The organism is Pseudomonas sp. SLBN-26 (assembly GCF_006715895.1).
Taxonomy (GTDB): Bacteria; Pseudomonadota; Gammaproteobacteria; order Pseudomonadales; family Pseudomonadaceae; genus Metapseudomonas; species Metapseudomonas otitidis.
The window spans coordinates 900,991-925,080 of record NZ_VFOB01000001.1 but is presented as its reverse complement, the minus strand read 5'-3'; the positions used below and the strand labels follow the sequence as shown (position 1 = coordinate 925,080).

At 68.0% G+C, this 24,090-nt stretch carries 22 protein-coding genes; 16 read left to right on the top strand and 6 right to left on the bottom strand.

From position 1 onward, the window contains the following. Positions 1–2 precede the first annotated feature (2 nt). The 3 genes from tssK to tagH form a co-directional block, all read right to left on the bottom strand. Positions 3–1,337 carry a type VI secretion system baseplate subunit TssK gene (tssK, locus tag FBY21_RS04250; protein ID WP_074971463.1) on the bottom strand — a complete coding sequence of 445 codons (1,335 nt, stop codon included), beginning with the start codon at positions 1,335–1,337 and terminating at the stop codon, positions 3–5. A 16-nt stretch (positions 1,338–1,353) separates the two neighbouring features. Further along, a complete protein-coding gene (gene tssJ / locus FBY21_RS04245) occupies positions 1,354–1,833 on the bottom strand; it encodes a type VI secretion system lipoprotein TssJ (RefSeq protein WP_074971464.1) in 480 nt (159 codons plus the stop codon). Between the two features lie 82 nt (positions 1,834–1,915). Then, complete coding sequence (gene tagH, locus FBY21_RS04240; RefSeq protein ID WP_142008867.1) at positions 1,916–3,661, bottom strand: type VI secretion system-associated FHA domain protein TagH; 1,746 nt, start codon at positions 3,659–3,661, stop codon at positions 1,916–1,918. A gap of 403 nt (positions 3,662–4,064) precedes the next feature. Between tagH and tssA the strand changes: the two genes are divergently transcribed. The 15 genes from tssA (at position 4,065) to FBY21_RS04165 (ending at position 20,522) form a co-directional block, all read left to right on the top strand. After that, positions 4,065–5,096 (top strand): type VI secretion system protein TssA, encoded by a 1,032-nt coding sequence (tssA, locus tag FBY21_RS04235; protein WP_142016247.1) that lies wholly within the window; start codon positions 4,065–4,067, stop codon positions 5,094–5,096. Positions 5,097–5,182: 86 nt separating this feature from the next. After that, entirely contained in the window at positions 5,183–5,698 is a 516-nt protein-coding gene (gene tssB / locus FBY21_RS04230) for a type VI secretion system contractile sheath small subunit (RefSeq protein ID WP_044407521.1), read from the top strand. A gap of 12 nt (positions 5,699–5,710) precedes the next feature. Next, positions 5,711–7,207 carry a type VI secretion system contractile sheath large subunit gene (gene tssC, locus FBY21_RS04225; protein WP_044407522.1) on the top strand — a complete coding sequence of 499 codons (1,497 nt, stop codon included), beginning with the start codon at positions 5,711–5,713 and terminating at the stop codon, positions 7,205–7,207. A 74-nt stretch (positions 7,208–7,281) separates the two neighbouring features. Then, positions 7,282–7,770 carry an Hcp family type VI secretion system effector gene (locus tag FBY21_RS04220; protein ID WP_044407523.1) on the top strand — a complete coding sequence of 163 codons (489 nt, stop codon included), beginning with the start codon at positions 7,282–7,284 and terminating at the stop codon, positions 7,768–7,770. Between the two features lie 72 nt (positions 7,771–7,842). Further along, on the top strand, positions 7,843–8,274 hold the full coding sequence (locus tag FBY21_RS04215) for a type VI secretion system amidase effector protein Tae4 (protein ID WP_044407525.1): 432 nt from the start codon (positions 7,843–7,845) through the stop codon (positions 8,272–8,274). Then, the gene (locus FBY21_RS04210) at positions 8,271–8,699 is read left to right on the top strand and encodes a hypothetical protein (RefSeq protein WP_142008865.1); all 429 of its coding nucleotides are present in this window, start codon (positions 8,271–8,273) and stop codon (positions 8,697–8,699) included. Before FBY21_RS04215 ends, FBY21_RS04210 begins: the two co-directional genes overlap by 4 nt. A 54-nt stretch (positions 8,700–8,753) precedes the next feature. Continuing rightward, the gene (locus FBY21_RS04205; RefSeq protein WP_074971468.1) at positions 8,754–9,539 is read left to right on the top strand and encodes a type VI secretion system accessory protein TagJ; all 786 of its coding nucleotides are present in this window, start codon (positions 8,754–8,756) and stop codon (positions 9,537–9,539) included. A gap of 2 nt (positions 9,540–9,541) precedes the next feature. After that, positions 9,542–10,057 (top strand): type VI secretion system baseplate subunit TssE, encoded by a 516-nt coding sequence (gene tssE / locus FBY21_RS04200; protein ID WP_074971469.1) that lies wholly within the window; start codon positions 9,542–9,544, stop codon positions 10,055–10,057. Next, positions 10,054–11,913, top strand: a complete 1,860-nt coding sequence (gene tssF / locus FBY21_RS04195) for a type VI secretion system baseplate subunit TssF (protein ID WP_142008862.1) — start codon at positions 10,054–10,056, stop codon at positions 11,911–11,913. The genes tssE and tssF overlap by 4 nt, the downstream gene beginning before the upstream one ends. Further along, the gene (gene tssG, locus FBY21_RS04190) at positions 11,877–12,917 is read left to right on the top strand and encodes a type VI secretion system baseplate subunit TssG (protein WP_142008859.1); all 1,041 of its coding nucleotides are present in this window, start codon (positions 11,877–11,879) and stop codon (positions 12,915–12,917) included. Before tssF ends, tssG begins: the two co-directional genes overlap by 37 nt. A 2-nt stretch (positions 12,918–12,919) precedes the next feature. Beyond that, positions 12,920–15,616, top strand: coding sequence for a type VI secretion system ATPase TssH (gene tssH / locus FBY21_RS04185; RefSeq protein WP_142008857.1), 2,697 nt, complete (start codon positions 12,920–12,922; stop codon positions 15,614–15,616). Positions 15,617–15,718: 102 nt separating this feature from the next. Next, a complete protein-coding gene (locus FBY21_RS04180; protein WP_142008854.1) occupies positions 15,719–17,659 on the top strand; it encodes a type VI secretion system tip protein VgrG in 1,941 nt (646 codons plus the stop codon). A gap of 274 nt (positions 17,660–17,933) precedes the next feature. Further along, a complete protein-coding gene (locus tag FBY21_RS04175; protein WP_142008852.1) occupies positions 17,934–18,326 on the top strand; it encodes a VOC family protein in 393 nt (130 codons plus the stop codon). Between the two features lie 57 nt (positions 18,327–18,383). After that, entirely contained in the window at positions 18,384–18,941 is a 558-nt protein-coding gene (locus tag FBY21_RS04170) for a gluconate 2-dehydrogenase subunit 3 family protein (protein ID WP_142008849.1), read from the top strand. A 12-nt stretch (positions 18,942–18,953) separates the two neighbouring features. After that, complete coding sequence (locus tag FBY21_RS04165; RefSeq protein WP_044407553.1) at positions 18,954–20,522, top strand: GMC family oxidoreductase; 1,569 nt, start codon at positions 18,954–18,956, stop codon at positions 20,520–20,522. 114 nt (positions 20,523–20,636) lie between these two features. Here FBY21_RS04165 and FBY21_RS04160 read toward each other — a convergent pair whose 3' ends face one another. From FBY21_RS04160 to FBY21_RS04150, 3 genes are read right to left on the bottom strand one after another with little or no spacing between them, the layout of a single operon-like run. Next, complete coding sequence (locus tag FBY21_RS04160; RefSeq protein ID WP_069566640.1) at positions 20,637–20,921, bottom strand: immunity protein Tsi6 family protein; 285 nt, start codon at positions 20,919–20,921, stop codon at positions 20,637–20,639. After that, positions 20,918–22,213: a polymorphic toxin type 46 domain-containing protein gene (locus FBY21_RS04155; protein WP_074971474.1), complete on the bottom strand. Its 1,296-nt coding sequence runs from the start codon at positions 22,211–22,213 to the stop codon at positions 20,918–20,920. The genes FBY21_RS04160 and FBY21_RS04155 overlap by 4 nt, the downstream gene beginning before the upstream one ends. A gap of 42 nt (positions 22,214–22,255) precedes the next feature. After that, positions 22,256–22,690: a DcrB-related protein gene (locus tag FBY21_RS04150; protein WP_142008846.1), complete on the bottom strand. Its 435-nt coding sequence runs from the start codon at positions 22,688–22,690 to the stop codon at positions 22,256–22,258. Positions 22,691–22,957: 267 nt separating this feature from the next. Between FBY21_RS04150 and FBY21_RS04145 the strand changes: the two genes are divergently transcribed. After that, on the top strand, positions 22,958–24,079 hold the full coding sequence (locus FBY21_RS04145; RefSeq protein WP_142008844.1) for an ankyrin repeat domain-containing protein: 1,122 nt from the start codon (positions 22,958–22,960) through the stop codon (positions 24,077–24,079). Positions 24,080–24,090 lie beyond the last annotated feature (11 nt).

Below are 24,090 nucleotides of genomic sequence, written 5' to 3'. Positions count from 1 at the left end.
AGTTAACTCCGGATGGCCCAGAAGGCCAGGTTGAGGCCGGGGAACTTGCCGGCGATGTGGAAGGCGAAGCCGCCGGAATGCACCAGCTGCTTCCAGTGGTCGCTGCCACGGTCCAGTTCGAAATAGGTGCTGCCGGCGTGGTACGGCAACTGGCGCGGCGCCACCGGCAACGGCAGCAGGCCGATGCCCGGCAGCTGCAGGTTGACCAGGTCGCGGATGTGCTCCACCGAACCCACCTTGGCCTGCTGCGGGAAGTGGCCACGGATGGATTCGCCGGGCACGTCGGCGCGCACCACGAGGATGAACGCGGAGTTCTCCAGCAGGGTGCGGTCGGCCAGCATCGCCACGTGCACGCCGTAGGCCTTCTCGACGATGGGGATCGGCACCGCGCGGCTGTCGATGACCATCGACAGGGCCTGGCGCAGGGCCAGCATCACCGGGGCGAAGCTGTTGGCCAGGTCGTCGTGCTCGTAGGCCGGGTATTCGGCCGGGCGCCGGCCACTGGCGGTGAAGGTGGAGAACTCGCCGGCCAGGGCCACGGCCTCGCGGTAGAAGTCCTCGGGGTGCAGCGGTGCAATGCGCGCCAGGTGCGCCACCAGGGGCTCGGCACGGTTGACCAGTTGCAGCAGCAGGAAGTCGGCGATTTCCGAGGCGCCGCCCGCGCCGGAGGCGACCACACGGCCGGCCAGGGCCTCGCCACGCTGGTGCAGCAGGCCCAGCAGCTCGCTGCGGAAGGCCGCCAGCGGCTTGGACACGGCCACGTCCAGCAGCGGCGGGATGTAGGACTCGTCCAGCACCACGGCGCGGTCGGCGCGCTTCTCCAGCACCCGCACCACGCCCACGGCGGCGTATTCGCCCAAGCCATCGCGCTCGGTGACCAGGCGCAGGGCACGACCGCCGATGGACACAGGGGCACGGCTTTCGAAGGCGGCGTTGTCGTCGCGCACTTCGCGCACCTGGCTGCGGTAGCGGGCACCGCCCAGCTCCTCGCCCTCCTCCACCGTGTCGCGGGCACCGGCCCGCTTGAGCGGCAGCGCCAGGTAGATGATGCCGTCGCGCAGGCTCTCTTCCACGTCGAACGGCTCCGGCGCCACGTCGTCGCCGGGGATGTCGAACGGGGTGCCGTCGGGCAGCAGGCCACGGGCGGAGAGGATCGCCAGCTTGCCCTGGGTGAGCAGCGACTCGTCGATCTTCAGCTCGGAGAACCCCCAGCTGCCGGGGCGCAGCGAACGGCAGCGCCCTTCCACCAGGGCTTCGAGGTAACGGTCATGCTGCTGGAAGTGCTGCGGACGCAGGAACATCCCTTCCGACCAGACCACACGGTTGTTCCATGACATGTGCTGTCTCCGCTTTTCAGTGTTCGGTGATGGGCGCCGGCGCGACGGTCACGCCGCGTGCGCCGAACTTGAGGCTGTAGGCGCTGGTCTGGTTCAGCGGAACGGTGATGACGTCACGCCAGACGGCGGCATCCAGTTCGCGGTAGCCGACCACGATACCGAACTGCCGGGTGCCCTCGTCGAGGGTGCGCTCCTGCATCTGGCGATCGGACGGCTTGACCAGCAGTTCGTCCTGGGCGACCAGGTCGGCGGCGAGGGTCGCCTGGGCCTTGTCCACCAGGGAGAAGTAATCGGCACGGCTGAAGGTGGTGGCGTTGCGCAGCTCGTACAGGCGCACCCGCACCGGCGTGCCGGCACCGCCGGGCAGCGCGTTGAGGTCGGCACTGGCTTCGATCTGCAGCTGCACCACGGTGGGCGGCGGCGGGGCTTCCTTTTCCGGCTCGGAGGCACAGGCGCTGAGCAGCGCGGCCATGGCGAGCAGAAGAATCCTTGGCATTCGGTACGTCCTCGTTGACTGCTGTTGATCCACGGAAGCGACGGCGGGACGGGCCTGGCCACGCCCCGGCAGGCGGGCGGCGCTAGCCACCGCGCAACCTGGCGCTGTGCTCCTCGTAGGCGCGACTGAACTCGCGTCCGAACAGGTCCTGGAAGTCGTCCTCGGCCTCCCGCGAGATGCTCGCGTAGAGGTCGGTGAACAGCTCCCAGTACTGCGACTGCCGGGAACCCGGCAGCAGGGCCGACAGGCCCGATGGCTTGCTCAGGCGGGCTTCGAGGGTGGCGGGCTCGAAGCGCTTGAGCAGGTGCTTGATGGCGGCCTGCACACCGGCCATGACGGCCAGCTGGTGCGCCTTGACGTCATCGAAGCTCTCCTTCACCGCCTGGTCCGGCGGCATGAAGGCAGCGTTGCCGTGGCGCAGCAGGAGCAGCAGCGCCTCGTCGACATTGGGGGCGAACTTGAGCGGGTTGTTCTCCACCGGGCGGATCATGGTCTGCGACATGCGGAACTCGCCCTTGAGGCTGGAGCGCGCGCGCAGCACGTCCACCAGCCCTTCCACCATCAGCCGGTAGCTGCGCCCGATGGCCTCCATCTGCGCGGCCGCCTCGGCGCGGTCGATGCGCAGCTGGGACAACCCGGCACCGCGCAGGAAGGCTTCCAGCAACTCGCCCTGGGGTGCCTGGGCAGCCCCCTGGGGCGGCGCGGAAACCGGGGGAACCGCCTGGGGCGGCGTGGCGGCAGGCGGCGTCGGCACCGGCATGGCCGCGGCCAGGGGTTCGAGCGGCGGCGTGGCGATGGCGGCGTGGGTGGCCTGGGCGGTGGGCGTCAGCGCCGGGGCGACGGGCACGTCCACAGGCGCTTGCACGGGCACGGCCACCGGCGCCTCGGCCTGGGGACTCGGCTCGAACGGGGTGCTGCCGAACAGCACGGCCATCGGGTCCGGCTGGGCGGCGGCCTGGGGCGGCGGCACGGACGTGGCCTGGGCATCGCTGACAGGCGTGCCGATCCCGGCGAAGAAATCCTCGGGCACGTGCATCGGCGCCGGCTCGGGGACCTGGGGCGTGGCAGCCGTGGGCATCGGCACCGGGATCGACGGAGCCGCCGACGGGGTGGAGAGGCCGAGGTCGGCAAAGGGGTCCCAGTCGGCCGGTATCGCATGGGCCTCGGCAGCGGCGGCCGGGGGCGGCGTCACGCTGGGCAGCGGCGGCGGCGCGGGCGGAGCCACCGGTGTCGGCGGGCGGAAATCATGGCGCTCGGCGGGCACGTGGTCGGGAATCGCGGCCGCCGGCGGTGGCGCCGGGTTGAGGAAGTCGAACAGGTCCGGCTTGGTGTCCAGCGGCGAGCCGCCCATGGGCATCTGGGTGGCCGAGGGCGCGGCGTAGGGTTCGGGGATGGCGCTGGAGGCGACCTGTCGGCTCATCAGCGCATCGAAATTGCTGAACGGGTCCGCACCGCCCACCGACGGGGCAGCGGCCGGGCCGCTGGAGAACGGCTGCGAGGTGGCCGGCGCGGTGATCTGCACGAGGATCTCGTACTCGCCGAGCTTGAGCACTTCGCCATCATTGAGGCGCTCGCTGTTGCCCCGGCGCAGGCGTATGCCCGACTGCGCGAGCATCACGCCGTTGGTGCTGGTGTCGGTGAGGTAGTAGACGCCGTCACGGCTCTGAATGGTGCAGTGCTGGCTGGACACCAGGCGCTCGGGATCAGGGAGCACCCAGTCGTTTTCCGTACCACGACCTATCCTCAGTTCACCACGGTCCAGCTCGGCGTCGGGACGTTGCCCGGGGGTGAGCTTGTGATAACTGGTGATGGTCAAACGCAGTGGCATTGCGACTCCTTGCACATCTCACTGGAGAGGGGCGCGAACACCGAACCCTTCGATGCCGTGCAACAGCGCGCCGGTCCGGACCCTGCACGTGCCCCTGTTTCGCCAAGCCGCGCGAACACTCTCAGCGAAGAAAAATCTGATGGCTTTAGCCGACTTATCTTAGAACGAAAAAAGTAAACTTTTACAATCCGAAGAGGCTAGCGTCGACTAGCGCACATCTGTCGGTTGTGGTTCGCGTTTGTCTTGACAAGGGCAAAATACGACCCGAAAAATGGATAGGAGTTGCAGCGGTTGAGGCCAGAAAAATGGCGTCACCAAGACGTTGATCCAAGGGACTGTGATCAAGTCGTACGTCTGCTCCAGAACCATGCTCGCCCCAGCCCTGACAAGGAGAACACCCACCGTGGTGGACGTGTCGCACCTGCTTTCCCCCGTTTCCGCCGAGTCCCCGTGCGGTGATGATCTCGAATACGACGCCTCGTATCTCGAACTCGAACGAATCGCCCAAGGCCAGCCCGAACGTCAGATGGGCGACTCCGTGCTGCCTGCCGAACCGCCCGCGTGGCGCGACGTGCGCGAGCTGTCCAGCCAGTTGCTGGGCCGCAGCAAGGACCTGCGCATCGCCAACTACTTCCTGCAGAGCGCCATCGCCCTGGAAGGCCTCGCCGGCCTGGCCCAGAGCCTGACACTGGTGCGTGAGCTGCTGACCCAGTTCTGGGACGGCGTGTACCCGCAGCTCGACGCCGACGATGACAACGACCCGACCTTCCGCATCAATGCCCTCACCGGCCTCGCCTCCGAGCCGGTGATCCGCCTGGTGCGCGAGGCGAACCTGACCAGCTCCCGTGCCTTCGGAGCGGTCACTTTGCGTGCTGCCCTGAACGCCCTCGACCTGCAGCGGTTCCCCAGCGAGACGCTGACCGCCGAGCAGCTCCAGGGCGCCTTCCGCGACACCGACCCGGCGCTGCTGGAAAGCACCCGCCAGGCCCTCACCGATGCCCAGTCCGCACTGGCGGCCATCGAGTCGACGCTGTCCGACCAGGTCGGCTCGGCCCAGAGCGCCGACCTCGCCCCGCTCAAGCAGCTGATCCGCCAGGCCCTGCAGATCGTCAAGGAGCACGCGCCCCTGGACGACAGCGCGCCGGCAGAGGACGCCGCGACGGACGGCGGCGACGGCAGTGCCGGCGAGAGCCCGGTCGCCGTGGCCAGCGCGCCGCGCGCCGCCCCCCACGAGATCAACAACCGCGACGACGTGTTGCGCACGCTGGACCGCATCCTCGCCTACTACGAGCGCCAGGAGCCCTCCAGCCCGGTTCCGATGCTGCTCAAGCGTGCCCGGAAGCTGGTCACGGCGGATTTCGCCGAGATCGTGCGCAACCTCATCCCCGATGGGATGTCGCAATTCGAGAATTTGCGCGGCCCCGAGTCCGAGTAACCCCGATCCGGCAGACCGTGCATCCGTTACCGGCTAGCGGCCGATGACGCCCCAACAGCCGTAAAGGCAGCGAAGGAGGAGCAACCATGGGTAGCACCAGCAGTCAGAAATTCATCGCGCGCAACCGCGCACCCCGCGTCCAGATCGAGTACGACGTGGAGCTCTACGGCGCCGAGAAGAAGGTGCAGTTGCCCTTCGTCATGGGCGTCATGGCCGACCTCGCCGGCAAGCCGGCCGAGCCCCAGGCCGCCGTCGCCGACCGCAAGTTCCTGGAGATCGACGTCGACAACTTCGACTCGCGCCTCAAGGCCATGAAGCCGCGCGTCGCGTTCAACGTGCCCAACGCCCTGACCGGCGAAGGCAACCTCTCCGTGGACATCACCTTCGAGAACATGGACGACTTCAGCCCGGCCGCCGTGGCGCGCAAGGTCGACTCCCTGAACCAGCTGCTCGAAGCCCGCACCCAGCTCGCCAACCTGCTGACCTACATGGACGGCAAGACCGGCGCTGAAGAACTGATCATGAAAGCGATCAAGGATCCGGCCCTGCTGCAGGCCCTGGCCAGCGCGCCGAAGCCGCAGGACAACGAGCCGCAAGCCTAAGAGGACAACCAGATGGCCGAGTTGATGACCGACGCCGCGCCCCAGGCCGGCCAGACCACCGAGCAGACCAGCGAGTTCGCCTCGCTGCTGCTGCAGGAATTCAAGCCCAAGACCGACCGGGCCCGCGAGGCGGTGGAAACCGCCGTGCGCACCCTGGCCGAGCATGCGCTGCAGCAGACCAACCTGATTTCCAATGACGCGATCAAGTCGATCGAATCGATCATTGCCGCGATCGACGCCAAGCTCACCGATCAGGTCAACCTGATCATGCACCACGCCGATTTCCAGCAGCTGGAAAGCGCCTGGCGCGGCCTGCACTACCTGGTGAACAACACCGAGACCGACGAGCAGCTGAAGATCCGCGTGCTGAACATCTCCAAGGGCGAGCTGCACAAGACCCTGAAGAAGTTCAAGGGCACCGCCTGGGACCAGAGCCCGATCTTCAAGAAGCTCTACGAAGAGGAATACGGCCAGTTCGGCGGCGAGCCCTACGGCTGCCTGGTGGGCGACTACTACTTCGACCAGTCCCCGCCGGACGTGGAGCTGCTGGGCGAGATCGCCAAGGTCTCCGCCGCCATGCACGCGCCGTTCATCTCCGCCGCCTCCCCCACCGTGATGGGCATGGGTTCCTGGCAGGAGCTGTCCAACCCGCGTGACCTGACCAAGATCTTCACCACCCCGGAATACGCCGGCTGGCGCTCGCTGCGCGAGTCCGAGGATGCGCGCTACATCGGCCTGACCATGCCGCGCTTCCTGGCCCGCCTGCCCTACGGTGCCAAGACCGACCCGGTGGAGGCGTTCGCCTTCGAGGAAGACACCGCCGGCGCCGACAGCAGCAAGTACACCTGGGCCAACTCGGCCTACGCCATGGCGGTGAACATCAACCGCTCGTTCAAGCTCTACGGCTGGTGCTCGCGCATCCGTGGCGTGGAGTCCGGTGGCGAAGTGCCGAACCTGCCGGCGCACACCTTCCCCACCGACGACGGTGGCGTGGACATGAAGTGCCCGACCGAGATCGCCATCTCCGACCGCCGCGAGGCCGAGCTGGCGAAGAACGGCTTCATGCCCCTGCTGCACAAGAAGAACACCGACCTGGCGGCCTTCATCGGCGCCCAGTCGCTGCAGAAGCCGGCCGAGTACGACGACCCGGACGCCACCGCCAACGCCAACCTGGCCGCGCGCCTGCCGTACCTGTTCGCCACCTGCCGCTTCGCGCATTACCTGAAGTGCATCGTTCGCGACAAGATCGGCTCGTTCAAGGAGAAGGACGACATGCAGCGCTGGCTGCAGGACTGGATCCTCAACTACGTCGACGGTGACCCGGCGCACTCCACCGAAACCACCAAGGCCCAGCACCCGCTGGCCGCCGCCGAGGTGGTGGTCGAGGAAGTGGAAGGCAACCCGGGCTACTACAGCTCCAAGTTCTACCTGCGTCCGCACTACCAGCTCGAAGGGCTGACCGTGTCGCTGCGCCTGGTATCCAAGCTGCCTTCGGCCAAGGGGGCCTGAGGCGCGTCACTTTAAGCGCCTGCCAGGTGGCGGGCGCGTCTGACAAGGTGGCGAAAGCCACGAAGGAGGAATAGATGGCTGTTGATATGTTCATCAAGATCGGGGACATCGAGGGTGAGTCCGCCGATAAGGTGCACGCCAAGGAAATCGACGTACTGGCCTGGAGCTGGGGCATGTCCCAGTCCGGCAACATGCACCAGGGTGGTGGTGGAGGCGCCGGCAAGGTGAGCGTCCAGGACCTGTCCCTGACCAAGTACATCGACAAGTCCAGCCCCAACCTGATGATGGCCTGCTCCAACGGCAAGCACTTCCCGGAAGCCAAGCTGACCATCCGCAAGGCCGGCGGCGAGAACCCGGTGGAGTACGTGATCATCACCATGAAGGAAGTCCTGATTTCCTCCGTGAGCACCGGTGGCAGCGGCGGTGAAGACCGTCTGACCGAGAACATCAGCCTCAACTTCGCCCAGGTCCAGGTGGACTACCAGCCGCAGAAAGCGGATGGCGCGAAGGACGGCGGCCCGGTCAAGTACGGCTGGAACATCCGCGAGAACGTGAAGATCTGATGTCTTCGCCAACGGTCCCGGCCCTGCCGGGACCGTTGTTGCTCCACCCTCCTCCCGGCGAGGCGAACCCCCATGGCAAAGCCTGCGTTCATCAACCTCTGGAACAACTACCCCACCGAGCAGCACCCGTGCGACGGCGGCTGGGACAACCAGTGCGCGATCCGCATGAGCCTCACGCTCAACGCCGAACGGTCCATCACCATCGACCGCAACACCTACCCGGAACCCAAGTGCGCACACGGCCACGCCCGTGGAGCCGAGTCGCTGGCCAACTGGCTGTGGCGAAACCACCTGGGACGTCCGCAGATCTTCACTGACGGTGCCGCCGCCAAGCGCACGCTCAACGAGCGCACCGGCATCATCTTCTTCAAGGACTGCTTCACCCGCAGCGGCGAGACCCGCGCCACCGGCGACCACATCGACCTGTGGAACCGTGGCCTGACCAAGACCTACGACGACCCGGCCAATCGCGCCGCCCAGGTCTGGTTCTGGGAGCTGGCATGACCCGCCCCACCCTGCTCCTCGCCTGTGCCCTGCTCCCCTGCCTGAACGCCTGCGCCGCCACCCCGCCCGGACCGGCCGCGCCCGAGCAGGCCATGCTGGGCGACCAGGCCCTGCACCTCGAAGACCAGGCCGGCCGCTGCACCCTGGTGCACCCCGCCGGCCGCCTTGAACTGGCCATGCCCTCGCCCTGCGAGTTCCACCGCAACGCCGAGGGCGCGCCGCGCATCGAACACCAGGGCGCGGTGCCCATCCTGCTGGTGCAGCACAGCCAGCCGGAGGCGCCCCCCGGCCAGGGCTGCGTGACCCGCCTGCAGGCCGTGCGCCTGCGCCAGGGCACGCTGCAGGCCTCGGCCCCCATGACCAACGCCAGCTGCCCGCGCGGGCCATGGGACCAGAAACTGTTCACCGGACCTTTCGACTGGTGACCCGGATTCCCCAAGAGCCCCATTCAATGCAGCCACGCTGCAGACAGGACGACCATGAACGCTGAAGAACTCTTGCGCGCCGGCCGCGTCGACGACGCCCTCAAGGCCCTCCAGGACCAGGTCCGCACCCAGCCGGCCAATGCCGAGCTGCGCGTCTTCCTGTTCCAGCTGCTGGCCGTGCTCGGCCAGTGGAGCCGCGCCAACAACCAGCTGAAGGTGGCCGGCGAGCTGGATGCCGGCGCCCTGGCCATGGTGCAGACCTACCGCACCGCCCTGGAATGCGAGGCCCTGCGTGCCGAAGTGTTCGCCGGCCGCCTCACCCCGGTGGTACTGGGCGAGCCCGCTGACTGGGTGGCCCCGCTGATCCAGGCCCTCAAGCACGACGCCGACGGCCAGCCCGAAGCCGCCCAGGCCCTGCGTGATGCTGCCTTCGACGCCGCACCGGCGGTGGCCGGGCAAGTCAACGAGCAGCCCTTCCAGTGGCTGGCCGACGCCGACCCGCGCCTGGGCCCGGTGCTGGAGCTGATCGTCAACGGCCGCTACGTGTGGCTGCCGATGCACAACATCCAGCACCTGGCCATCGAAGCCCCCACCGACCTGCGCGACCTGGTGTGGCTGCCGGTGGAGATCACCCTGGTCAACGGCGGCACCACCGTGGGCCTGATCCCCAGCCGCTACCCGGGCAGCCAGGACGACGCCGACGGCGCCATCCGCCTGGCGCGCAAGACCGACTGGCTGGACAGCGGCCTGCCCCTGGGCCAGCGCCTGTTCGTCACCGATGAAGGCGACGTCGCCCTGTTCGAGGTGCGCACCCTCGCCTTCGAGCAGCCGAGCGCCTGAACATGGCCGACCTGACGCTGCAGGAACGCCTGCAACCGTCCCTGCTCGATCGCCTCACCGACGACGATCCGGGCAACCCGAAGGAGAGCGCCGACAAGCGCGTGCTCTCCCTCACCCAGCTCAAGGCCTCGGTCCTGCGTGACCTGGCCTGGCTGTTCAACACCATTGCGCCGCTCGACAGCGACACCTCCGGCGAGATCCAGGCCGGCAGCTCGGTGGTCAACTACGGGTTGCCGCCGCTGGCCGGGCACACCGCCTCCAGCGTCGACGTGCAGGCCATCGAGGCCCTGCTCACCGAGACCATCGCCGGCTACGAGCCGCGCATCATCCGCTCCACCCTGCGCGTACGCGCCCAGCTGGCAGCCGACCAGATGAACCACAACGCTTTGTCCTTCGAGATCGAGGGCGACCTGTGGGCCGAGCCCGTGCCCTTGCGCATGCTGCTCACCACCGACCTCGACCTGGAGACCGGCCACGTCCGCGTGGTGCCCGCCGAACAGGTCAGGAGGCGCAAATGAACCCGCGCCTGCTGGAGTACTACAACCAAGAGCTGCAGCACATCCGCGAGAGTGCCGCCGAGTTCGCCAGCGAGTACCCGAAGATCGCCGGGCGCCTGACGCTCTCCGGCATCGACTGCGCCGACCCCTACGTCGAGCGCCTGCTGGAAGGCTTCGCCTACCTCACCGCCCGCGTGCAGCTCAAGCTCGACGCCGAGTACCCGACCTTCACCCACAACCTGCTGGAGATCGCCTACCCGCACTACCTGGCGCCGACCCCGTCGATGACCGTGGTGCAGCTGCAGGCCGATCCCAACGAAGGGTCGCTGGCCAGCGGCTTCGTGGTGCCGCGCAACGCCTCGCTGCGGGCCAGCCTGGGCGCCGACGCGCAGACCGCCTGCGAATACCGCACCGCCCAGCCGGTCAGCCTGTGGCCGCTGGAAGTGACCAAGGCCGAATACTTCGGTAACCCCGCCGCCGCCCTCGGCCGCCTGGCCGCCAGCGAGCCCACCGCCAAGGCCGGGCTGCGCCTGCGCCTGCGTACCGGGGCGGGCCTGCCGTTCAACAGCCTGTCGCTGGAAGACCTGACCTTCTTCCTCCACGGCGCCGACGAGCAGCCCTTCCGCCTCTACGAGCAGCTGATGGCCAACGCCTGCGCGGTGTTCGCCCAGGCCCCCGGCGGCGAGTGGGTGGAGCGCCTGCCGCCGGACAGCCTGCGCTCGCGCGGCTTCGACGACGAGGACGCGGTGCTGCCGGTGGTGCCCCGCGCCTTCCAGGGCTACCGCCTGCTGCAGGAATACTTCGCCCTGCCCAACCGCTTCCTGTTCGTCGACCTGGCCAACCTGCGCCGTCCCGTGAAGCGCTGCGCCGGCCAGGAGCTGGAGATCATCGTGCTGTTCAACCGCCTGGACAGCACCCTGGAAGGCAGCATCGGCGCCGACCTGTTCCGCCTGTTCTGCACCCCGGCGGTGAACCTGTTCCCGCGCCGGGCGGACCGCATCCACGTGAACGAGCGGGTCAACGAGCACCACGTGATCGTCGACCGCACCCGCCCGCTGGACTTCGAAGTGCACAGCCTCACCGAGGTGACCGGCCACGGCGCCGGCCCGGAGCAGCCCTTCCAGCCCTTCTATGCCGTGCGCGACCCCTCGCGCTACGGCCGTGAACAGGCCTGGTACACGGTGCGCCGCGAACCCCGCGTGCTCTCCAGCAACCAGCGCCGCAAGGGGCCGCGCTCCACCTACATCGGCAGCGAGACCTTCATTTCCCTGGTGGACGCCAAGCAGGCGCCCCACCGCCACGACCTGCGCCAGCTGGGCATCGGCGCGCTGTGCACCAACCGTGACCTGCCGCTGTTCATGCCGGTGGGCACCGGGCGCAGCGACTTCACCCTGGAAGACAGCGCCCCGGTGCAGGCCGTGCGCTGCCTGGCGGGCCCGAGCCGGCCCAAGGCCAGCCGCGCCCATGACGCCAGCGCCTGGCGGCTGATCAGCCAGCTGTCGCTCAACTACCTGTCGCTGAGCCAGGACGGCCAGGGCGCTGCCGCCCTGCGCGAGATGCTGCGGCTGTACGGCGAGTCCAACGACCAGGCCCTGCAGATGCAGATCGAAGGGCTGCGCAAGGTCGCCAGCAAACCCTGCACCCGGCGTCTGCCGATGCCGGGGCCCATCGTCTTCGGGCGCGGCCTGGAGATCGACCTGGAGTTCGACGAGAACGCCTTCCGCGGCACCGGCGTGTTCGTGCTGGCCTCGGTGCTGGAACGTTTCCTGACACGCTACGTGTCGATCAACAGCTTCACCGAAACGGTGTTGCGGACCACTGAACGGGGCGAGGTGATGCGATGGCGGGCGAAGCCCGGACGTCGTCCGAATCTGTAGACACCCTCGCGGAAATGGAAGCCGCGCCCTGGAACTACGACTTCTTCCAGGCGCTGCGCCGCATCGAGTGCGAATACCCCGACCGGCCGCGCCTGGGCCATTCCCTGCGCCTGGCCGACGACCCGTTGCGCCTGGGCCAGAAGCCCGATTGCGGCTTCGCCCCCGCGACCCTGGCCAGCGTCGAGCACAACCCCGACGGCACACCGCGCATCGAGCAGTACTTCTTCGGCCTCACCGGGCCCAACGGGCCGTTGCCGCTGCACTTGACCGAGTACGCCCGGGAGCGCCAGCGCAACAGCGCCGACGCCACCTTCAAGCGCTTCCTCGACGTTTTCACGCACCGCCTGCTGACGCTGTTCTACCGCTCCTGGGCCGAAGCCCGGCCGACGGTGAGCATGGACCGCCCCGACCAGGACTACTGGTCGCCGCGCCTGGGCGCGCTCTCCGGCCGGGGCATGGAAAGCCTGCTCGGCCAGGGGCCCATCGACGACGCCGCGCGCTACTACTACACCGGCCACCTGGCGGCGCAGACGCGCTACCCGGACGGCCTGCGCACCATCCTCGCGGAGTTCTTCGGTGTGCCGGTGGCCATCGAGGAATACGTCGGCCAGTGGCTGGAGCTGCCCGAGCGCAGCCGCCTGGGCGCCGCTGCCAGCACCCTGGGGATGGACCTGTGCCTGGGCACCCACGTGTGGGACCGCCAGCACAAGTTCCGCATCTGCATCGGCCCGCTGGACCTGTCGCAGTACCAGCGCTTCCTGCCGGGCGGCGAACTGTTCCACGAACTGGCCGCCTGGGTGGCCGAATACCTGGGAGAAGAACTGGACTGGGACGCCAACCTGGTCCTCAAACGTGAGGACGTTCCGCCGCTGACGCTGTCCGGCGGGGACCGACTCGGCTTCAACACCTGGCTCGGCACCCCCGACCAGGACGCAAAGGACCTGCTGCTGGCACGCCACTACGCCGACGCCACGCCGCGCCAATACCCGGATCGAGGAGAGTGAAAATGGGAGAAATCAGTCGCGCCGCGCTGTTCGGCAAGCTGAACAGCCTGGCCTACAAGGCCATCGAAGCCGCCACGGTGTTCTGCAAGCTGCGGGGCAACCCCTATGTGGAGCTGGTGCACTGGTTCCACCAGATCCTGCAGCTGCAGGACTCGGACCTGCACCAGATCATCCGCCAGTTCAGCATCGAGCCGGCACGCCTGGCCAAGGACATCACCGAGGCCTTGGACCGCCTGCCGCGCGGCTCCACCTCCATCACCGACCTGTCCTCCCACGTCGAGGAAGCGGTGGAGCGCGGCTGGGTGTACGGCAGCCTGATGTTCGGCGAGAGCCAGGTGCGCACCGGCTACCTGGTGGTGGGCATCCTCAAGACCCCGAGCCTGCGCAATGCGCTGCTGTCCATCTCCCGCGAGTTCGAGAAGCTGAAGGTGGACACCCTCACCGAGCGCTTCGACGAAGTGGTCGGTGCCTCCCCCGAGAACGCCCTGACCGCCACCGACGGCTTCAACGCCGGCGCCCCGGGCGAAGCCAGCGGCGCCATGGCCCCGGCGGCCATGGGCAAGCAGGAAGCCCTGAAGCGCTTCACCGTGGACCTCACCGAGCAGGCCCGCAGCGGCAAGCTGGACCCGATCGTCGGCCGTGACGACGAGATCCGCCAGCTGGTGGACATCCTCATGCGCCGCCGGCAGAACAACCCGATCCTCACCGGCGAGGCCGGCGTGGGCAAGACGGCGGTGGTCGAGGGCTTCGCCCATCGCATCGTCGCCGGCGACGTGCCGCCCTCGCTGAAGGACGTGGAGCTGCGCGCCCTGGACGTCGGCCTGCTGCAGGCCGGTGCCAGCATGAAAGGCGAGTTCGAACAGCGCCTGCGCCAGGTGATCGAGGACGTCCAGAGCTCCGAGAAGCCGGTCATCCTGTTCATCGACGAAGCCCACACCCTGGTCGGTGCCGGTGGCGCCGCCGGCACCGGTGACGCGGCCAACCTGCTCAAGCCGGCCCTGGCGCGCGGCACCCTGCGCACCGTGGCGGCCACCACCTGGGCCGAGTACAAGAAGCACATCGAGAAGGACCCCGCCCTCACCCGCCGCTTCCAGGTGGTGCAGGTGGACGAGCCCTCCGAGCACCGCGCCATCCTGATGATGCGCGGCGTGGCCTCGACCATGGAGCAGCACCACCAGGTGCAGATCCTCGACGAGGCACTGGAGGCGGCGGTCAAGCTGTCCCACCGCTACATCCCCGCGCGCCAGCTGCCGGACAAGTCCGTGAGCCTGCTGGACACCGCCTGCGCCCGCGTGGCCATCAGCCTGCACGCCGTGCCGGCGGAAGTGGACGACAGCCGCCGTCGCATCGAGGCGCTGGAGACCGAGCTGGCCATCATCGGCCGCGAACACGCCATCGGCGTGGCCATCGGCAGCCGCCAGGTGGACACCCAGGCCGCCCTGGAGGCCGAGCGCGCCCGCCTGGGCGAACTGGAGGCCCGCTGGGCCGAAGAGAAGGCCCTGGTGGACGAGCTGCTGGCCACCCGCGCCCGCCTGCGTGCCGCCGCCGAGCCGGTGGACGGCACCAGCCGCGAAGGCGGCGCCGACACCCCGCCGCTGGCCCCCGAGGAACTGGACGCGCTGCGTGCCCAGCTCACCGACCTGCAGGCGCGCCTGAGCACGCTGCAGGGCGAGGACCCGCTGATCCTGCCGACCGTGGACTACCAGGCCGTGGCCTCGGTGGTGGCCGACTGGACCGGCATCCCGGTCGGGCGCATGGCGCGCAACGAGATCGAGACCGTGCTCAACCTGGGCGAGCACCTGAAGAAGCGCATCATCGGCCAGGACCATGCCCTGGAGATGATCGCCAAGCGCATCCAGACCTCCCGCGCGGGGCTCGACAACCCCAGCAAGCCGATCGGCGTGTTCATGCTCGCGGGCACCTCCGGCGTGGGCAAGACCGAGACCGCGCTGGCCCTGGCCGAAGCCATGTACGGCGGTGAGCAGAACGTCATCACCATCAACATGAGCGAGTTCCAGGAAGCCCACACCGTCTCCACCCTCAAGGGTGCCCCGCCCGGCTACATCGGCTACGGCGAAGGCGGCGTGCTCACCGAGGCGGTGCGTCGCAAGCCCTACAGCGTGGTGCTGCTGGACGAGGTGGAGAAAGCCCACCCGGACGTGCACGAGATCTTCTTCCAGGTGTTCGACAAGGGCGTGATGGAAGACGGCGAAGGCCGGGTGATCGACTTCAAGAACACCCTGATCCTGCTCACCACCAACGCCGGCACCGACCTGATCGCCAGCCTGTGCAACGACCCCGAGCTGATGCCCGAACCCGAGGGCATCGCCAAGGCGCTGCGCGAGCCGCTGCTGAAGATCTTCCCGCCGGCGCTGCTGGGCCGTCTGGTGACCATCCCCTACTACCCGCTGAGCGACGAGATGCTCAAGAGCATCACCCGCCTGCAACTGGGTCGGGTCAAGAAGCGCGTCGAGTCGGGCCACAAGGTGCCGTTCGAGTTCGACGACAAGGTGGTGGACCTGGTGGTCTCCCGTTGCACCGAGACCGAGAGCGGGGGTCGCCAGATCGACGCCATCCTCACCAACAGCATGCTGCCGGACCTCAGCCGCGAGTTCCTCAACCGCATGCTGGAAGGCCGCAAGGTGGAGAAGGTGCAGGTGAGCGCCGAGAACGGCGAGTTCACCTACCGCTTCGAGTGAAGCGATGCGGCGCGCCCCGCCACGGGGTGCGCCGCCTGAATGTGAAAGGTTCCGGCGCGTCGGAACCCGGCAGTGACGCGTACAGCGCTAAGGAAGTGTGGGATGGCGATTTCGCAACGGGCACGCATGGCCAAGGTCAGCAGCCCGCTGGGCGGCGATGTGCTGCTGCTCGACCGACTGGACGGCCACGACGAGCTGGGCCGGCTGTTCGACTACGAACTGGAACTGGTCTCCGAAGACCACAACCTGCAACTCGACGCCCTGCTGGGCAAGCCCATGGGCGTCTCGGTGGAGCTGTCGGACGGCAGCCAGCGCCACTTCCACGGCATCGCCGCACGCTGCAGCCAGTCCTCCGGCACGGGCCAGTTCGCCGGCTACCACGTCACCCTGCGGCCCTGGCTGTGGCTGCTGTCGCGCACCTCCGACTGCCGCATCTTCCAGAACAAGACGGTGCCGGACATCGTCAAGCAGGTGTTCCGCGACCTCGGCTTCTCCGACTTCGAAGACGCCCTCACCCGCAGCTACCGCGAGTGGGAGTACTGCGTGCAGTACCGCGAGACCAGCTTCGAATTCGTCAGCCGGCTCATGGAGCAGGAGGGCATCTACTACTACTTCCGCCACGAGCAGTCACGCCACGTGCTGGTGCTCTCCGATGCCTACGGCGCCCACACCACCGCCCCCGGCTATGGTTCGGTGCCCTACTACCCCCTCGAAGACCAGATGCGCGAACGTGACCACGTCTACGACTGGCACATGGCCCGCGAGGTGCAACCGGGCTCCCTGGCGCTCAACGATTACGATTTCCAGCGCCCCAGCGCGCGCCTGGAGGTGCGCTCCACCATCAGCCGGGGCCACAGCAACGCCGAGCACCCGCTCTACGACTACCCCGGCGAATACGTGCAGACCGGCGACGGCGAGCAGTACGCGCGCAACCGCATCGAGGCCATCCAGACCCAGTACGAGCGCGTGCAGCTGCGCACCAACGCCCGTGGCCTGGCCTCGGGGCACCTGTTCAAGATGACCGGCTACCCCCGCGCCGACCAGAACCGCGAGTACCTGATCATCGGTGCCCGCTATGCGGTCAGCCAGGAAGCCTACGAAAGCGGCTCGGCCGGCGGCACGCTGCAGTTCGACAGCAGCCTGGAGTGCATCGAGGCACGCCAGCCGTTCCGTCCCATGCCGACCACCATCAAGCCCATCGTCCAGGGCCCGCAGACCGCCATGGTAGTGGGGCCCAAGGGTGAGGAGATCTGGACCGACCAGTACGGACGGGTGAAGGTGCACTTCTATTGGGACCGGCATGACCAGTCCAACGAGAACAGCTCCTGCTGGATCCGCGTGTCCCAGGCCTGGGCCGGCAAGAACTGGGGCCACATCCAGATCCCGCGCATCGGCCAGGAGGTGATCGTCAGCTTCCTCGAAGGTGACCCGGACCGCCCGATCATCACCGGCCGCGTGTACAACGCCGAGCAGACCGTGCCCTACGACCTGCCCGCCAACGCCACCCAGAGCGGGGTCAAGAGCCGCTCCAGCAAGGGCGGCACGCCGGCGAACTTCAACGAGATCCGCATGGAGGACAAGAAGGGCGCCGAGCAGCTCTACATCCATGCCGAGCGCAACCAGGACATCGTCGTGGAGAACGACGAGACCCACTCCGTGGGCCACAACCGCACCAAGAGCATCGGCAACGACGAGACCGCCCGCATCGGCCAGGACCGCCTGCGCGCCGCCAAGCGCCACGACACCCTGGTGGTGGGCGGCGCGAAGAGCGACAGCGTGAGCACCCGCTACCTGATCGAGGCCGGTGCGCAGATCCGCCTGGTGTGCGGGCAGAGCGTGGTGGAATTCAACGCCGACGGCGTGATCAACATCTCCGGCACCGCCTTCAACCTGTTCACCGCCGGCAACACCGCCATCGACACCGGCGGCCGGCTGGACCTGAACTCCGGCGTGGCCAGCGCCGTGCCCACCAATGGCGAAGGCGACAAGGGCGCCATCGACGGCAAGGTCAACGCCCTCTTCCCGCCGCCACCCAAGAGCTGAAATCCGCCGGGGCTGCGCAAGGCAGCCCCGGTCTTTCCGGGCTCGACACGCCGCGCCGGCCCGAAGCAAAGCCCCATGCAGCCGTAGGCAAGCGCGAAGGCGCCCACGCCGGCCTTTGCCCTTCCTGCTCGTCAAACCCGCACCCGGCCTCGCCTTCGGCCTTCCGGCGCCGGCCTACAGCCACCCGTGCGAAGGGCCTGTAGTAGTCCCCTATTACCCCCGCCTGCCGCTTCGCGGCCAAGCTGCGCGCTCCCTTCCCAACACGGAGCACGCAATGCCCAAGCTCATCCACACCATGATCCGGGTCGGTGATCTCGCCGCCTCCCTGGCGTTCTACCAGCAGGGTTTCGACCTGGCCGAAAGCCACCGCCTGGAGTTCGAGGATTTCACCCTCGTCTACCTGCGCGACGCCAACAGCGGCGCCGAGATCGAGCTGACCTGGAACAAGGGCCAGGCGCAGTACACCCACGGCAGCGGCTACGGCCATGTGGCCTTCGTGGTGGACGACCTGGAGGCCCACTTCGAGCGGCTGCGGGGTATCGGCTACGCGCCGGCCCCCATCAAGGCCTTCGAGCGCGACGGCGAGCTGCTGGCCCGCTTCTTCTTCGTGCAGGACCCGGACGGCTACAAGATCGAAGTCCTGCAGCGCGGGGGCCATTACCAGTAGCCAGCCGCTCCCGCTCCGTCCCCCTGCTGATCCGACGACAACAACAAGGAGATCCGCATGTTCGACGCGCCCCTCAATCGACGCCACTTCCTCAAGGGCAGCAGCGGTGCCCTCCTCGGCACCCTGCTGTTCACCTCCGGCCCCATCGCCCTGGTCGCCCCGTCACTCACCTGGGCCCTGGACCTGCACCACCTCGACAGTGCCCTGGCGCTCAGGCTGATGGCCGTGGTGAAGCGCCTCTACCCCCACGACGGCATGGAGGACGCGGTCTACGCCTTCGCCGTGCAGGCGCTGGACAGGCAGGCCGGGCAGGACCCCGCCCTGGGCGGCCTGCTGCGGGACGGACTCGACGCCCTCGACCGGGATGCGGGGGGAGACTGGTCCTCGCGCAGCGAGGCCGAACAGGAGGCGCTCCTGCGCGCCATCCAGCACACGGCGTTCTTCAGACAAGTACGCGCCCAGGCGTCACGGGCGCTGTACAGCAACGAGCTGGCCTACCGCCACTTCGGCTACGAGGGCGCCTCCTTCGGCAAGGGCGGCTACCTGATGCGGGGCTTCAACGACCTGCGCTGGCTGCCCGCTGCACCCGCCGATGCCAGCCCCTCCGCCACCTGACGAGGTACTCCCATGACGACGTTCAGCCTGAATGATGACTCGGTCATCGTGATCATCGGTTCCGGTGCCGGCGGCGGCACGCTGGCCAACGAGCTGTGCCGGCGGGGGCTTCCCGTGGTGCTGCTGGAGGCGGGCAAGCGCGAATCCCCGGCGACCTTCATCAACGATGAATGGCCCTCCTTCGAACAACTCGCCTGGAGCGACCCGCGCACCACCTCCGGCAGTTGGCAGGTGGCACGGGACTTCCCCGACCTGCCCGCGTGGATCTGCAAGACCGTCGGCGGCACCACCACCCACTGGGCCGGCGCCAGCCTGCGGTTCCAGGCCCATGAGTTCCGCGCCCGGCAGACCTACGGCAACCTGCCCGGCGCCAACCTGCTGGACTGGCCGCTGAGCCTGGAAACGCTTGAACCCTATTACGCGAAGGCGGAAGCGCGCATGGGGGTGACCCGCACCCACGGGCTGCCCGGCCTGCCGGGCAACAACAACTTCCAGGTGATGTACAACGGCGCCCGCAAGCTGGGCTACACCCAGTGCTCCACCGGCCACATGGCGATCAACAGCCGGGCACGGGACGGCCGGGCGCAATGCATGCAGCTGGGCTTCTGCTTCCAGGGCTGCAAGATGGGCGCGAAGTGGTCGACGCTGTACACCGAGATTCCCCAGGCCGAGGCGACCGGGCGGCTGGACCTGCGCCCGCAATCCCAGGCGGTGCTGATCGAGCATGACGCCCGTGGCCGCGCCAGCGCCGTGGTCTATGCCGACGCCAAGGGGCAGCTCCACCGGCAGCGTGCGCGGGCGGTCGCCGTGGCCGGCAACGCCATCGAGACCCCACGCCTGCTGCTGCACTCCAGCAGCACGCTGTTTCCCCATGGGCTGGGCAATGGCTCCGGCATGGTGGGCAAGCACTACATGCGCCACACCACGGGCTCGGTCTTCGCCGAATTCGCCGATCCGGTGCACTTCTACCGCGGCACCATCATGGCGGGCATCGTCAGTGACGAATCACGCTTCGACCCGGACCGGGGCTTCGTCGGCGGCTACGAGATGGAGACGATCTCCCTCGGCCCCTCCTTCATGGCGGCCTTCTTCGACCCGGGTGCCTGGGGACGGGACTTCACCCGTGTGATGGACCGCTACACCCACCTGGCGGGGATGTGGCTGGTGGGCGAGGACATGCCTCGGGAGAGCAACCGCGTGACCCTCAGCGATACGGTGAAGGACCGCTTCGGCATCCCCGTGGCGAACGTGCATTACGACGACCACCCCAACGACATCGCCATGCGCGAGCACGGCTACCGCCAGGGCCAGGCCCTCTACGAGGCAGTCGGCGCGCTGAAGACCCACCGCGTCCCGCCCTACCCCTCTACCCACAACCTGGGCACCTGCCGCATGAGCGAGAAGGCGGCCGACGGCGTCTGCAACGGCTACGGCCAAAGCCACGAGGTGCCCAACCTGTTCATCTCCGATGGCAGCCTGTTCACCACCAGCGCGGCGGAGAACCCCACGCTGACCATCGTCAGCCTGGCGATCCGCCAGGCGGAATACATCGCCCAGGCGCTCGACAAACGTGCGGCCTAGGCTGCGCTAACCGGTTAATGGGCCAGGGACGGCCCTTTTTTCTCTCGGGTAGTGGGCCACTTGGAAACCGGCGCCGCGCAAGGCGGCTCCGGTCATGGCGCGGTCAATCGGTATTCAGGGCAGGTCGACCTTGAGGCCACGCCCGGTCTGCACCGCCACGTAGTGGGCGTCCTTAAGGGCCCTGGCAAGATCAGGGTCGGTTTCGTCGAACTCCTTCACGGCAATGCTGCCAAGGGTGATCTGGTGGAGCATCGAGCGATCCAGGCCCTTGTCCAGCAGCACAGCCCTGACGTACCTCAGTTGCCGTTCTGCGGACACCAGCACTTCTTGCCCGGGAAGCGCGGCGGCACGCTGGATCACCAGCGCCAGCGCGCGATCTATGTATTCAACGGGAGTCATGGTCCACCTGGGGAGATAATTCCAAATGCGTCCTTCTGGTTGGAGAACAACTGCGTCGCTCCACCCTTGGCATCGTAGTTCTGGCCCTTGACCGACCAGAAGTCCGTGGTGGGCGCTGCAGTACTACGCAGCACCTCCACCTTCTGCGTGGTCTTGTAGGAGTTGAGGACCTTCGGCTCGATGGTGTTCGCCGCCCGGTTGGTGCCCATGGGGTTGATACCCAGTTCGGTCGGCTGGACTTTGGGGCTGATTGTATACCAGTTGCCCTGGGGCGCCCCGGGGGACTGGTACTGCCAGAGGGCCTTGTTCGGGGCCAGGGTCTCGACGCGCACGGGATGGTTGAAATCCAGGCCGTTCATGTACGACTCGGCATCGCTCTTCGAGTACCCCTTGGACTTGAAGAAGTTGCTCGCCACCTCGCGGTTACCGCGATAGTTGATGTCGTGGTCGAGATCACCACTGCGCCCGAACTTCTTGTTCAGGTACGCGCGTCGTTGCGCCGCCTCCGAGGTCACGGCAGCGGTCGGCTTGCGTCCGGCCAGCTTCGGCCCCATACCGAGCAGCGCCAGGCCGGCGACGCCTTGAAGGAGGTCGCGGTAGCCAGGCCCCAGGCGATCACCCAGTTGGCCGAGCAGCTCCATGCCGCCGTAGATGGCGCCGCCCACGACAACGGTCGCTGCCAACACCGCGAGCCCTGCCATGGCCGCCATCACCAGGCCGACGCCCAGTGCTGCCAGGCCGAGGATCTCCAGGCCGCTGTGCACCCAGCCCTCGATGTCCAGCACGAAGGCCACGCGCTCCGTCGGGCCGCCGATGAAGGTGTTCTCGCTGCCGGTCTTGATGTGCGCACCGCAGCTCATCTTGCTGGTCAGCCGGGCCGCCGGCTTGCCGTTGATGTAGACCGTGGCGCTGCCTTCGGCGATGACCACTTCGAACGGCCAGTAGGGGTGGTTGCAGGGCAGCCCGCTGCAGGAGGACGCGGCGTCCTCACCCGCGCGCATCGCGTTGCGGGCGTTGACGAAGACGTTGGGGCTGCCACGTATGAGCGCCCCGGTTGTCGGCTCCGGCAGGTTGAAGATGGTGCTGAGTCCCTTGACCACCTGGAACATGGACAGGCCGCCGGCAGCGATGGAGCCGGCCATCACCGCCAATGCGACACCACCCGTGGCGGCCGTGGCGGCGATCACCGCCGCACCGATCAGCGCCCCCGCCACCGCCCCGGCGACCATGGCCGCCAGGCCGAAACCGTGGGCGATCTCATCCCCTAGCCGTGCTGCTGCCTGCGCATCCATCGAGGTACTTCACTTCCTTGCTCGGGCCGTCGGCGGCCCCGGTCAGACTGCCGGAGGCAGCGGCTTGAGGGTCTGCATCGCCTGCTTCCAGGCGGGCTCGTGGAACGGCAGGTCCTGGGGCGTGGTGGTCAGCGTGGTGATCAGCACCGCCGGCTTGCGCTCGATGAACACCTGGCGAAGCATCAGCACCCGGCCATCGCGCTGCCAGGTGTAGTCCAGCAGCACCGCAGGGGCACCGTTCAGGTTGATGTCCCACTGCTTGACCAGGGTGAACCCGGGCAACTGCTGGCGCGCATTGGCGAGCTGCTGGGCGATGTAGTCGGCGAAGGGCATGTCGCCCTGGCTGGGGTCGCGGCTGATGACGAAGCTGGCTTCCTTGGCGCTGCCGGTGGCGGGCAGCTTGAAGATGTTGATGCTCTGGTCCTGCCAGGCATCGGGGACGTCCAGGTCCGCCTCGTTGAGTCGGTAGAGAGTCACTGTACTGAAGGCCTTCCCTAGGTGATGGGCTCTGCGTAGGAACTGCCTTATTGACCACGGCACATCATCCTACGCCCGGCGGGCGAAAATCTTCCGGCAACCGGGCCCAACAATCAAGGACAACCCCCCGCGCGATGCTCAGGGCTTGCGCTTGGTCTCGCTTCTTGGCCTGGAGCGGTGGAAACGGGATCACCTTCAAGGACACCTCACGGCGTGCAGCTCTACCTTTGCCGCAGAACGCCCCACCCGCTTTCGGACAAACACCCCATGACGACCGCGCCAAACACCCTCTACGACGACAACGCACCCGCCCTCGCCGCGCTCTACACGCACGTCGAAGAGGCCGACCTGAAGGCCGTGCGCGCCGCCCTGGAGGCTCACCCACAGTGGCTGGCCGTGCCCCTCTTCGGCCTGGCCAGCCAGGGGACGCTGCTGCACCTGGCGGCTCGCCATGGCTGCCTGGAGATCGTCGATTACCTGGTGAAGAAGGGGCTCGACACAGGGCTTCTCGATGGCAGCTACGGCACGCCGCTGGTCGACGCAGCGGGCGCGGGTCACCTCGCGACGGTGCGCTGGTTGCTGGACAACGGCGCGGCGGTGGATGGCGATTGCAGGGGCATCCTCACGCCGCTCATCGCCGCGGCCATGGGCGGCCACAGTGAGGTGGCTGAGCTGCTGGTGCAGCACGGTGCCGACCTCGACCGCCTGCACCTGCGCTTCAACCAGACCGCTCGCGATACGGCGCTGGTCTGGGGTCATGCGGCACTGGCGGAGTGGCTGGCTGAACAGGGCGGGCACTGCGCACAAGAACAGATGGACTACACCCGAGTACGTGGCAGCGGGATCTTCGAGCACATCTTCGAGCGGGTCGGTTTCATCCTCACGCCCTGCCCCAGCCAGAGGCTGTGCGGGCAGGACATCGACCTGCGGACGGCACTGGTCGGCAACGGCCGGGCCCACAAACTGCTGTTCACTCTGGGGGTACACCTCTCCCAGCCGCGCATCGAGCTGATGGTCGCACTGCCCTACGACTGGCCGTTGAACCAGGCAGCCATCACCTCCGACCTGCCTTGCGCATTCCCCGCCCAGCTGCTCTGGCGTGCAGCGCAGGTACGCCTCGAAGGCGAGGCGATCCAAGAGGGTTGGCTGGCCGAACGCGGAGATGAACGCTTCCACGACCTGTCCTGGCCGGAGGGTGTCGATGCCATGGTGGCGGTGGACTACCGCTTTCCGCCCGCCACCGAGGGCGCGACCGAAGGCGAGGTAACGCTGTTGCTGCTGGTGCCCATGAGCTATCCCCGCACCGGGCGGCCTACGCCAGAGAAGCTGGCGGACTGGGCCGGCAAGAAGCGCACGGCCAGCTGGAAGGCAGTGGCGATCAAAGCCTGATTGGCCGCGCC

Coding starts and splice junctions, on each gene's coding strand:
- tssK (WP_074971463.1), bottom strand. CDS start 1,337: ATGTCATGGAACAACCGTGTGGTCTGGTCGGAAGGGATGTTCCTGCGT.
- tssJ (WP_074971464.1), bottom strand. CDS start 1,833: ATGCCAAGGATTCTTCTGCTCGCCATGGCCGCGCTGCTCAGCGCCTGT.
- tagH (WP_142008867.1), bottom strand. CDS start 3,661: ATGCCACTGCGTTTGACCATCACCAGTTATCACAAGCTCACCCCCGGG.
- tssB (WP_044407521.1), top strand. CDS start 5,183: ATGGGTAGCACCAGCAGTCAGAAATTCATCGCGCGCAACCGCGCACCC.
- tssC (WP_044407522.1), top strand. CDS start 5,711: ATGGCCGAGTTGATGACCGACGCCGCGCCCCAGGCCGGCCAGACCACC.
- FBY21_RS04220 (WP_044407523.1), top strand. CDS start 7,282: ATGGCTGTTGATATGTTCATCAAGATCGGGGACATCGAGGGTGAGTCC.
- FBY21_RS04215 (WP_044407525.1), top strand. CDS start 7,843: ATGGCAAAGCCTGCGTTCATCAACCTCTGGAACAACTACCCCACCGAG.
- FBY21_RS04210 (WP_142008865.1), top strand. CDS start 8,271: ATGACCCGCCCCACCCTGCTCCTCGCCTGTGCCCTGCTCCCCTGCCTG.
- FBY21_RS04205 (WP_074971468.1), top strand. CDS start 8,754: ATGAACGCTGAAGAACTCTTGCGCGCCGGCCGCGTCGACGACGCCCTC.
- tssE (WP_074971469.1), top strand. CDS start 9,542: ATGGCCGACCTGACGCTGCAGGAACGCCTGCAACCGTCCCTGCTCGAT.
- tssF (WP_142008862.1), top strand. CDS start 10,054: ATGAACCCGCGCCTGCTGGAGTACTACAACCAAGAGCTGCAGCACATC.
- tssG (WP_142008859.1), top strand. CDS start 11,877: ATGGCGGGCGAAGCCCGGACGTCGTCCGAATCTGTAGACACCCTCGCG.
- tssH (WP_142008857.1), top strand. CDS start 12,920: ATGGGAGAAATCAGTCGCGCCGCGCTGTTCGGCAAGCTGAACAGCCTG.
- FBY21_RS04180 (WP_142008854.1), top strand. CDS start 15,719: ATGGCGATTTCGCAACGGGCACGCATGGCCAAGGTCAGCAGCCCGCTG.
- FBY21_RS04175 (WP_142008852.1), top strand. CDS start 17,934: ATGCCCAAGCTCATCCACACCATGATCCGGGTCGGTGATCTCGCCGCC.
- FBY21_RS04170 (WP_142008849.1), top strand. CDS start 18,384: ATGTTCGACGCGCCCCTCAATCGACGCCACTTCCTCAAGGGCAGCAGC.
- FBY21_RS04165 (WP_044407553.1), top strand. CDS start 18,954: ATGACGACGTTCAGCCTGAATGATGACTCGGTCATCGTGATCATCGGT.
- FBY21_RS04160 (WP_069566640.1), bottom strand. CDS start 20,921: ATGACTCCCGTTGAATACATAGATCGCGCGCTGGCGCTGGTGATCCAG.
- FBY21_RS04155 (WP_074971474.1), bottom strand. CDS start 22,213: ATGGATGCGCAGGCAGCAGCACGGCTAGGGGATGAGATCGCCCACGGT.
- FBY21_RS04145 (WP_142008844.1), top strand. CDS start 22,958: ATGACGACCGCGCCAAACACCCTCTACGACGACAACGCACCCGCCCTC.